This window comes from Saccharopolyspora sp. NPDC002686, from assembly GCF_040295745.1.
GTDB classification, from domain to species: domain Bacteria; phylum Actinomycetota; class Actinomycetes; order Mycobacteriales; family Pseudonocardiaceae; genus Saccharopolyspora; species Saccharopolyspora oryzae.
In genome coordinates this window covers 1-9,606 of the sequence record NZ_JBEOVY010000308.1, presented here as the reverse complement: position 1 = coordinate 9,606, position 9,606 = coordinate 1, and the positions used below count along the sequence as shown (strand labels likewise).

The window sequence follows — 9,606 nt, the reverse complement described above, 5'->3', positions numbered from 1 at the left end:
GTCGCCTTCGCCGAGGTCCAGATGCTACGCGGGCGCTACCCCGCGCAGCCGAAGAACCCGTTCGTCCCCGGTTACGACCTGGTCGGCGAGGTCGTGGCGGTCGGCCCCGAGGTGACGGCGTGGCGGGTCGGGCAGCGCGTGGCGGCGCTGCCGGTGACCGGCGCGTGGGCCGAGTACGTCGAGCTCCGCGACCAGGACCTGGTCGCCGTGCCGGACGAGCTGGACGCCGCGGAGGCCGTCGCGGTGGTGCTCAACGGGGTCACCGCCCAGCAGCTGCTGCGGGCCGGGAACGTCCGGAGTGGACAGACGGTCCTGGTGCACGGCGTCGGTGGCGGTGTCGGGATCCTGCTCGCGCAGCTCGCGGTGAACGCCGGGCTGCGGGTGATCGGGACGGCGTCGGCCAGCAGGCACGCCGCGCTCGCCGACCTCGGCATCGAGCTGGTCGACCACCGCACCGCCGACGTCCGCAGCGAGGTCGCCGAACTCGCGCCCGGCGGGGTGGACGCGATCTTCGACCCGCTCGGCCCGACGAGCCTGGACGAGTCGTGGCGGATGCTCGCGCCCGGCGGCACCCTGGTCAGCTACGGCAGCTCCCGGACGCTGCACGACTCCGGGCCGTGGTGGAAGCCCTACCTGAAGGTCGTCGGCAAGCTCGCCAAGTGGCGCCTGCTGCGGCTGATCGGCAGCACCGGCGACCGGCGGGCCCGGCTGTACTACATCAAGTCCGACGCCCGGTTCCGCGCCGACCTGGCCGAACTGTTCGGGATGGTCGCGAGTGGACGGTTGCGCCCGCTGATCGCCGCGCGGTTCCCGCTGGAATCCGCGGCCCAGGCCCTGGACCTGCACATCTCCGGCCGGGAGACCGGGCGCATCGTGCTCGTCCCCGGGCTTTCCGCCGAATAGAGCACAACTCCCTCGCGCGAAACGGCTACGCCCCGTACCCTCCCTCGTCGCGCCACGCGATGGGCAGCCCGGGGCAGGCTCTAAGGTGGTCGCGATGAGGGGTGCTTGGCAAGGAGGCGGTGAGGAAGTGTTGTACGACCAGGAGGCGGGGGCACCGGGCGATCTGTCCGCGGTTTTCGGCACCGGGGTGTCCGTTTCGCTGCCACCTGGCGAGATCCTCACCGAGCAATCGGCCTTGTCCGGCAACCCCACGCCGCTGTGCTGGATCAGCGATGAGCCGCCGGCGCCGCAGCTGGTCGCCACGTTGCGCGCAGAGCACCCGCAGAGCGGGTTGTGGCCGTTGCTGCTGTGCGACAGCGACGAGGTCTACGGCGAGCGCTGCACCGTCGGCGTCGTGCCGCCGGAACCGCTGGAGCACATCGACCGGTGGCGGGTCGTCGACGTGATGGCCCGGATCTGGGACGGCCTGGTGCAGGCCGACGACGAGCTCGGCCCCGCCTACGACCTGGAAGTCCTGGCGCCGTTCGACTACCACTGCCCCGGCCCCGCGCGCGCCGGGAACCTGCTGGCGGACCCGGACATCCTGGCCACCCAGCAGCTGCCGAAGTTCATCGACGACGACATCCGCCTAGCGCTGATCCCGGTGCGCCGGGGCGCGGACGTGCTGACCGCCCTGGGCTGGTCCGGCGCGTCCAACCACGTCTCGCGCACCGCGGGTCTGTCCGCGATGGCGCGCAGCTGGGAAGAGCGCTTCGGCGCCCGGATCCTGCGCCTGGGACCGGACCGCCTCGACCTCAGCGTCGCCGCACCACCCCAGGACGACGACCACGCCGCGGCGGTCGCGGCGGAGCACTGGACGTTCTGCCCGGACCGGATCCTCCAGGAGACCGGCACCATCGCGGCCTACGCCCAGGAGATCCGCGGCCGCCGCACCTGGTCCTTCTGGTGGGAGTGACGGGTCAGACCTCCGGCGGCAGGTGGACGGTCATGATCAGCCGGCAGGTCCCGGTTCCCGCACCGCGGTAGGAGTGCGGGACGTCGCCGTCGAACGTGGCGGTCTGCCCGGCGTCGACGGCGTGCTCCACGCCGTCGACGACCAGGGTCATCCGACCTTCGACGACGCTGACGGTTTCCACGACCCCGGCCTGGTGGGGGCTGCTGGGGTACTCCTCGTCCGGTTCCAGCTGCCAGCGCCAGATCTCGACCGGCGCCGCCCCGGACGTCGTCAGCACGAGCCGGGCCTCGCCGCCCCGCTCCCCCGTCCACAATGGATTCGCGGTGTCGGCGGCCACGACGCGGACCCGCCCCTCGGGCGATCCCTGCACCAGGGCGGACACCGAGATGCCGAGCGTGTCCGCCAGCCGGACCAGGGTGGCCAGGTTCGGATTCCCCTGGGCCTTCTCCAGCCCCACCAGAGCACCCTTGCTGACCTGGGCCCGCCGGCTGAGCTCGTCCAGGGAGAGGCCGGCGCGCATCCGGGCGGCCCGGACGTTGTGCGCCACTGCCCGCAGCGCCGCGGCCGTCTCGGCCATCTGATCACCATCCTCGCAACCAGGTCATTCTAATGCACCGTTCGGTCGGCACATTGACATCAGTCGGTCGGTCCGATGTACAGTTCGGTCGTTCGAATGCTCTGGTCGCTCAGGCCGACCGGCCGTACGCGATGCACCTCGCAAGCAAGGAACGGAAAACCCGCCCATGCCCGTCTTCCGCCTCGACCCCGCCGTCGCGGACGGCTTCCCCGACGCCCGGATCGCCTTGGTGACCGCCGATGGCCTGCGCGGCCACGAGTCCTGGCCCGCCACCGCCACCGCCTTGGCCGCGCTGGAGGACCAGCTCGCCGACGGCACCTGGTCCCCCGCCGACGAGACCGACCCCCGGATCGAGTCCTGGCACACCGCCTACCGGTCCTTCGGCACCAATCCCCGCCGCATCCGGCCCAGCGTCGACGCGCTCGGCCGCCGCCTCGCCAAGAAGGGGACGTTGCCGCGCATCAACCCGGCCGTCGACTCCTACAACGCCGTCTCGGTCCGCCACGGACTCCCGGCAGGCGCCTTCGACCTGGACCACGTCACCGGTGATGCCGTCATCCGCCACGCGGACGGAACCGAGTCGTTCACGCCGCTCGGCGAACCCGACACCGTCGAGCACCCCAAGCCCGGCGAGATCATCTACGCGGACACCACCGGAGTGCTGACCCGCCACTGGAACCACCGCGACGCCCACCGCACCCGCGTCACCGAGGACTCCAAGCACGTCGTCTTCGTCCTGGAGACCCTCGATGCGCCCCGGGACGGCCACCTCCTGGACGCCGCGGCGGAGGAGTTGCGGAGCTTGCTCGCTCCGCACGCCGAACTGACCGCCGTGCACCACATCAGCCCGGCACAACCGCAGCTCACCGTTTGAGTGCTTGCCTGAAGCACTCGCTTTGCGTGGCGGCGCCGGTGGCGGAACCTCAGCGCCCGCCTGGACTGCGGGTGCCAACCCTTCTGTATGCCAGCGAGCGCCTGGTCAGCGGACCACTCGGCGGAGCCAGATGGCCAGGAGTTCGACGAGCATCACCACTGCGAACGTCAGGACGAGAACCGTTGTGACCACGCCGAATTCGAGCACTCGCGAGGCGTTGAGCAGGTAGTAGCCGATGCCGCCCGCGCCGACCAGGCCCAGCAGCGTCGCCGAGCGCAGGTTGGTGTCCAGCTGGTAGAGGACGTGGCCGACGAAGGCCGGGGCCGCCTGCGGGACGGTCGCGGCGAAGAACACCTGGAGCCGGGTCGCGCCGGCCGCGCGCAGCGCCTGCTCCTTGCCGCGGTCCACCTCCTCCAGGGAGTCGGCCACGAGCTTGCCGAGCAGACCGACGGATCCGACGCCGAGCGCGAGAGCTCCCGCCACCCCGCCGAGGCCCGTGATCACCACGAACACGATGGCCAGCACCAGTTCCGGGACTCCGCGGCCGGCCAGGACCACGCCCCGGAAGAACTTCGCGACCGCCGGGTTCGGGGCCACGTTGTTCGCCGCCAGCGCGCCCACCGGCAGCGCGAGCACCGCGCCGATCAGGGTTGCCGCCAGCGCGATCTGGATGGTGACCAGGAGTTCGGCCAGCAGCTCGGCGAGGACGCCGCCGGTTTCCGGCGGCCAGAACAGCGCCAGCGTCGGGCCGAAGTCGGTGATGGCGCGCTGGAACTGGTCGAACGAGATGTCCGCGCCCCAGATCGAGGCGGCCACGACCAGCGCGGTCAGCAGCCAGTACCCGCTGCGCCGCACCCGCGCGGGAGTCCACGGTGGACTGATGGGTCGTGAGGGCGAAAGCCGGTTGGAACCGGTTTTGCCGCTCACGACCCCTTCTTCGCGCGGAGCAGGCACCTGCACCCGCCGCCGGAGCGGGCTCCGGCGTTCCTCCCGCACGCCGAGCAGGCCGCGGCGGATCGCGCCGGACACCACCTCGACCAGCACGCACAGCAGGAACACCACCGACGCCAACGCCATGCCGCGCTGGTAGTCGAGGGTGCGCAGGGCATCGGAGATCGCCTGGCCGAGACCGCCGACGCCGACGAAGCCGAGCACCACCGATACCCGCAGGTTGATGTCCAGCCGGTGCAGCGAAGTCGCCACGAACGACGGCATCACCTGCGGCAGGACCCCGCCGACCAGCTGCTGCAACCGGGTTCCGCCCGCCGCGCGGATCGCGGTGCGCGGGCCCTCGTCGATCTGCTCGATGGCGTCGGCGTAGAGCTTTCCGATCATGCCGATGGAGTGCAGGCCCATCGCCAGCACACCGGTCAGGCCGCCGAAGCCGAACATCCGGAAGAACACGATGGCCAGCACGACGTCCGGGATCGCCCGCGCCACCACGATGATCACGCGAGCACCGAGCCTGCTGGTGCCGCCCAGCGAGGTGTTGCGCGCGGCGAGCACCGCCACCGGCGCGCTGATCAGCGAAGCGAGCAGGGTCGCGCAGACCACGATCGCCAGCGTCTGGCCGCACAGCGCCAGCAGTTCGCCGAGCGGCGGGAAGTCCAGCGGCACGGTGCGGGCGGCGAAGTCGACCGCGTTGGCCGCGCCGTCGACGAAGGTCGCGACGTTGAGCCGCAGTGAGACGAACGCCCAGATCGCCGCGCCCAGCAGGGCGAGCACGACGACGGCAGCGGCGGATCCCGCCGGCGTGGGGCGGGCGAGCGTGCGCCGCGGCTGCTCTGCCGTGATGGTCAAGGTGTCACCCCACCGCTGCGAGGTCGGCCGAACCGACCTTGGCGTAGATCGACATCGCCGCGTCCCGGTCCAGGCCCTCCACCGGGGTGTCCAGCACGACCCGGCCGGAGCGCAGCCCGATGATCCGGTGGCCCCAGCTCAGCGCCAGGTCCACCTGGTGCAGGCTGCACAGCACGGTCAGCCCGTCCTCCCGGCCGATCTCAGCGATCAGGTTCATCACCTGCGCCGCCGAGTCGGGGTCGAGCGAGGCGACCGGCTCGTCGGCGAGCAGGACCTCCGGCTTCTGCAGCAGCGCCCGCGCCACCGCGACGCGCTGCTGCTGCCCACCTGAGAGCGTGTCCGCCCGCTGCATGGCCTGGTCGACCAGCCCGACCCGCTCCAGCTGCTCCATCGCGGCGAACCGCACGCGCTTGGGGTAGCTGAACAGCCCGAGCCGCGGGCCGCGCAGGCTGCCGAGCGCGCCGGTGCACACGTTCTCCAGCACGGTCAGCGAACCGACCAGGTGGAACTGCTGGAACACGAACCCGACCCGGCGGCGCAGCGCGCGCAGACCGGATCCGCGCAGCGCACCGACGTCATCGCCGAGCACCCGCACGGTGCCGGAGGTGGCGCGCTGCAACCCGTCCACGTGCCGCAGCAGCGTCGACTTGCCCGATCCGGACAGGCCGAGCAGCACGGCCACCTCACCGCGCTCCACGTCGAGGGAGATCTCGTCGAGCGCCCGCACGTCGCCGAAGGACTTGGCGACCCGGTCGAAGCTGATCACTGGCATTGCTTGTCCCTGGTGGTCGCGCAGACTTCGCGGATGCCGTCGTAGAAGGAGTCCTCGACCGGCTTGAACCCGTACCCGTCGACGTCGCCGATCTTGCACTCCCCGCTGCAGAAGCCGTTCTCGCGCAGGTAGTCGCTGTTGGCCTTGTCCCGCAGCGCGGCGGTGAGCTTGTCCTTGACCGCGGGGTCGAGGCTGTCGGAGAGGGCGACCGGGTCGCCGGGGATCGTCGCCGACTTCCACACCGTGCTGAGCTGCCTGGGCTTGAGCTGGCCCTTCTCGATCAGCTGGCGGTCGACCATGCTGTCGTAGGCGAAACCGGCGTCGCAGTCGCCCTTGGCCACCGCGATCGCCGAAGCGTCGTGCCCACCGGCGAAGATCGCCTGCACGTCGGTGTCCGGGTTGATGCCCTCCTTCAGCAGCCCCGCCTTCGGGTACAGGTAGCCCGAGGTCGAGGTCGGGTCGACGAAGCAGACCTTCTTGCCGCGGAAGTCGGCCAGCGAGCGGATCCCGGTGTCCGGGCGGGTGATGGCGTAGGAGGTGTAGCCGGGCTCGCCGCCCTGCTCCTCGACCTGGCCGGCGACGGCGGTGGCCGCCACGCCCTTCTGCTTGGCCAGCACGTAGGAGAACGGCCCGTACTTCGCGATGTCGATCTTGCCGGCGCGCTGGCCCTCGATGATCGCGGCGTAGTCGGTGGCCTTCTGGAAGGTGATCTTCTTGCCGGTCTCCTTCGCGAGCATGTCCAGCACCGGCTGGAAGTCCTGCTGCAGGCTGGCGGATTCCTCCGACGGGACGGCGGCGAACACCAGCTCGTCGCGGTCACCGCCGCTCTGCTGCGCGGCGCTGGGACCGCATCCCGCGAGCAAGCTCAAGGCGGCCAGACCGACGAGGGCTCTGCTGATCCGTTTCACGACTGATCATCCTTTGTGGACAGGAGGGCGGGGAGGTCTCGGACGGATTCGATGACGTGGGTGGCACCGGCGCCGGTGAGCGCGTCGCGCTCGTGCGCGCCGGTGAGGACGCCGGCCACGACGGACGCCCCGGCGCGGAGCCCGGACTGGACGTCGTAGACGGTGTCGCCGGCGGTGGCGACCTCGCGCACGTCGTCGATGCCCAGTCGCAGCAAGGCGGTGAGCACCATGTCCGGGTGGGGGCGGCCCCGGCCCGCCTGGGCCGGGGTGAGGGTGAGGTCGGCCAGGTCCTCCCAGCCCAGCGCGGCCAGGATCTGGCGCTGGGTGGTCTCGGAGAACCCGGTGGTCAGCGCGACCTTCACGCCGCTGTCGCGGAGCTGCCGGATCGCGTCCTCGGCGCCGTCGACCGGTCGGCACTCGCCGTCGGCGACGCGTGCGGCGTAGGCGCGTTCGAAAGCCTTGTTCGCTTGCTGCGCAAGGGATTCGTCGCCGTCGAAGAGGTACCGGAAGACGGTGATCTTCGATTCGCCCATGGTGCGGCGGACGTGGTCGAGCATGGCCGGGTCCTCTGCGACGCCGATGTCGGCGATGGCCTGGGTGAACGCCCGCTCCACCAGGCCGTCGTCGGCGACCGTGGTTCCGGCCATGTCCAGCACTGCCAGCTTGATCATGCTTCGACCTCCTGCCAGGTGTCGGCGGCGATGGCGGGCGAACAGGTCATGCCGCGGCCGCCGGGTCCGGTCACCAGCCAGACACCGGGCAGCACCTGCTCGCGGTGCACGGGCAGCGACTTGTCCGCGGTCTGCGCGTAAACCCCGGCCCAGCGGCGCAGGATGCGCGGCAGCGGACGGCCGAGCAGCTCCTCGGCGCGCTGCCGCAGGTGCTCGTAGGGGTCTTCGTGCACGTCGAAGGGGAAGGGGTCTTCGTACTCGTGGGTGTCGCCGATGGTCAGCCCGCCGTGCAGCCGCTGGACCAGCAGCAGCTGCATGCCGTTGTCCGCCGCGACCGCCGGCTGCGGTTCGGCGGCGTTGAGGGCGTCCAGCTTCTCGCCCTGGTAGCCGGGGTAGTAGCGCATGCTGTCGCCGTCGGCCAGCGACGTGGTCAGCTGCTCGTCGAGCGGCTCGGTCTGCATCATCTGCAGGCGCACCCGGCGCACCGGCAGCTCCGGGCGGAGCTCCTTGACCAGACCGCTCAGCGCGGCACCGGTGCAGAGCACCACCAGGTCGCCTTCGTGGCGCTGGCCGGTGTCGTCGCGCACCCAGCCCTCGCCGACGTCGCGGACCTCGCGGCCGGGCAACCAGGTGTAGCGGCCGGTCTTCGCCATGTGCGCACGCAGCGCGGGCTGCGCCGTCCGCGACTCGACGGCACCGTCCTGCTCGCACCAGAGCGCGCCGAGCATTTCGCCGCGCAGCGCGGGATTCAGCGCCCGGGCCTCAGCGGCGTCGAGGAGCTTCGTGCCGCGCTCGGCGGCGTCCGGGCGGGCGACGAACTCCTCCGCAACCGCCATCTCGCCGGGCGTGCGGAGCACGGTCAGCGAACCGTTGCCCCGGAAACCGAGGTCCGGCACGTCCGCGGCGATCCGCTCCCAGTCCCGCCTGGCGCGCATCGCCACCTCGAGGTCGTGGCCGGGCTCCCGGCCGCTGACCCAGATCAGCCCGAAGTTCCGGACCGAAGCACCGCGCGCCTCGGCTTCCCGTTCCAGGTGGACAACTTCGTGGCCCCGCTCGAGGGCCCGCAACGCGTGCATGCTGCCCAGCACGCCGCCGCCAACAATCAGAACTCGCACGCCGCACACGCTCGCCGCCGCCCGCGAACCGCCAGTGGAGCCCGACCGAACCCCAGGTGAACAACCACCGAAGGACTAGATCAGTTATCGTTCTGTTATTTTTTGCTCCGCGTCGCCCGGCGGTGATCAGTCGCGGAGGTGCGTGATGAAGCTGAAGCGGTCGCCGCGGAAGAGGGAGCGGACGCGCTCGATCGGTTCGCCTTCCGGCGTCCACGACCGGCGGTGCAGCAAGATCATCGGGGTCGCCGGGTTGGTGCCGATCAACAGCGCTTCGCGCGGCGTCGCCAGCACCGTCTCGATGCGCTCCTCGGCTTCGCCGAAGGTCACGCCGAGCTTCTCCTGCAGGAACGCGTACAGCGAGCCCGTCGGGTCGAACTCCCCCAGGAGTTCCGGAAACCGGCGCTTGGGCAGGTAGCTGGACTCCAGTCCGACGCGCTCGCCGTCGGCGAGCAGCACGCGCTCCAGGTGCACGACCTCGTCACCGGGCTCCACCCCGAGGTCCGCCGCCAGTTGTGCGTCGGCGGGCCGGGATTCGATGTCGATGACCGACCGGCCGGGCTCCAAACCCTGCTTGCGAACGCTCTCGGTGTAGCTGGCCAGCGCCAGCGGCTGCACGAGCTTCGGCGGCGCGACGACCGTCCGGCTCCCCTGCCGCCGCATCAGCCGGCCCTCCAGCATCAGCTCGGTGACCGCCTGCCGCAGCGTCACCCGCGACACCTCGAACCGCTCGGCGAGCTCCCGCTCGCTCGGCAGCGCGGAGCCCTCGCCGAGCTCCTCGAGCAGGTCGAGGAGCTCGATCTTCACCGCGTAGTACCGCGGAATCCGGCCGTGCTCGGGAATCCCGGCGCGAACCGGCTGATCCGCCCGGTGTTCGATGCGCACGAACCAACCCTACTGCGCCGAAGCCCCCGACATCCCCACCGCGAAACCCCGCCCACTCCCCTCAGCCCCCGCCGGGGGACGCAAATTCAATGGAAATCGGAGGTCCAATTTCCATTGAATTTGCGGAAGTTCTCCACAGCCAAGACGAC

At 71.2% G+C, this 9,606-nt stretch carries 10 protein-coding genes; 3 read left to right on the top strand and 7 right to left on the bottom strand.

All coding sequences use genetic code 11. The annotated features are described in order from the left end of the window. The coding region (locus ABTZ89_RS30250; protein WP_351051074.1) for a zinc-binding dehydrogenase at positions 1 to 903 on the top strand (903 nt) is incomplete at its 5' end. 127 nt (positions 904 to 1,030) lie between these two features. Then, complete coding sequence (locus ABTZ89_RS30245; RefSeq protein ID WP_270948451.1) at positions 1,031 to 1,858, top strand: DUF4253 domain-containing protein; 828 nt, start codon at positions 1,031 to 1,033, stop codon at positions 1,856 to 1,858. A gap of 4 nt (positions 1,859 to 1,862) precedes the next feature. On the opposite strand, the gene ABTZ89_RS30240 is transcribed toward ABTZ89_RS30245, so the two are convergent. Next, positions 1,863 to 2,435: a helix-turn-helix domain-containing protein gene (locus ABTZ89_RS30240; protein ID WP_351051071.1), complete on the bottom strand. Its 573-nt coding sequence runs from the start codon at positions 2,433 to 2,435 to the stop codon at positions 1,863 to 1,865. Between the two features lie 166 nt (positions 2,436 to 2,601). On the opposite strand from ABTZ89_RS30240, the gene ABTZ89_RS30235 reads away from it, so the two are divergent. Continuing rightward, positions 2,602 to 3,309, top strand: a complete 708-nt coding sequence (locus ABTZ89_RS30235; RefSeq protein WP_351051068.1) for a B3/B4 domain-containing protein — start codon at positions 2,602 to 2,604, stop codon at positions 3,307 to 3,309. 105 nt (positions 3,310 to 3,414) lie between these two features. Here ABTZ89_RS30235 and phnE read toward each other — a convergent pair whose 3' ends face one another. From phnE to ABTZ89_RS30205, 6 genes are all read right to left on the bottom strand, one after another. Beyond that, a complete protein-coding gene (gene phnE / locus ABTZ89_RS30230; RefSeq protein WP_351051065.1) occupies positions 3,415 to 5,109 on the bottom strand; it encodes a phosphonate ABC transporter, permease protein PhnE in 1,695 nt (564 codons plus the stop codon). 4 nt (positions 5,110 to 5,113) lie between these two features. Next, positions 5,114 to 5,881, bottom strand: coding sequence for a phosphonate ABC transporter ATP-binding protein (gene phnC, locus ABTZ89_RS30225; protein ID WP_351051062.1), 768 nt, complete (start codon positions 5,879 to 5,881; stop codon positions 5,114 to 5,116). Next, complete coding sequence (locus ABTZ89_RS30220) at positions 5,872 to 6,789, bottom strand: phosphate/phosphite/phosphonate ABC transporter substrate-binding protein (protein ID WP_351051059.1); 918 nt, start codon at positions 6,787 to 6,789, stop codon at positions 5,872 to 5,874. The genes phnC and ABTZ89_RS30220 overlap by 10 nt, the downstream gene beginning before the upstream one ends. Then, positions 6,786 to 7,460 (bottom strand): phosphonatase-like hydrolase, encoded by a 675-nt coding sequence (locus tag ABTZ89_RS30215; protein WP_351051056.1) that lies wholly within the window; start codon positions 7,458 to 7,460, stop codon positions 6,786 to 6,788. Before ABTZ89_RS30215 ends, ABTZ89_RS30220 begins: the two co-directional genes overlap by 4 nt. Continuing rightward, entirely contained in the window at positions 7,457 to 8,575 is a 1,119-nt protein-coding gene (locus ABTZ89_RS30210) for a TIGR03364 family FAD-dependent oxidoreductase (RefSeq protein WP_270948458.1), read from the bottom strand. The genes ABTZ89_RS30215 and ABTZ89_RS30210 overlap by 4 nt, the downstream gene beginning before the upstream one ends. Before the next feature lie 126 nt (positions 8,576 to 8,701). After that, positions 8,702 to 9,457, bottom strand: coding sequence for a GntR family transcriptional regulator (locus ABTZ89_RS30205; protein WP_351051052.1), 756 nt, complete (start codon positions 9,455 to 9,457; stop codon positions 8,702 to 8,704). Positions 9,458 to 9,606 lie beyond the last annotated feature (149 nt).

What these genes read in the sequence shown, in the direction of transcription:
- ABTZ89_RS30240 (WP_351051071.1), bottom strand. Translation starts at nt 2,435, where the DNA reads ATGGCCGAGACGGCCGCGGCGCTGCGGGCAGTGGCGCACAACGTCCGG.
- ABTZ89_RS30235 (WP_351051068.1), top strand. Translation starts at nt 2,602, where the DNA reads ATGCCCGTCTTCCGCCTCGACCCCGCCGTCGCGGACGGCTTCCCCGAC.
- phnC (WP_351051062.1), bottom strand. Translation starts at nt 5,881, where the DNA reads ATGCCAGTGATCAGCTTCGACCGGGTCGCCAAGTCCTTCGGCGACGTG.
- ABTZ89_RS30215 (WP_351051056.1), bottom strand. Translation starts at nt 7,460, where the DNA reads ATGATCAAGCTGGCAGTGCTGGACATGGCCGGAACCACGGTCGCCGAC.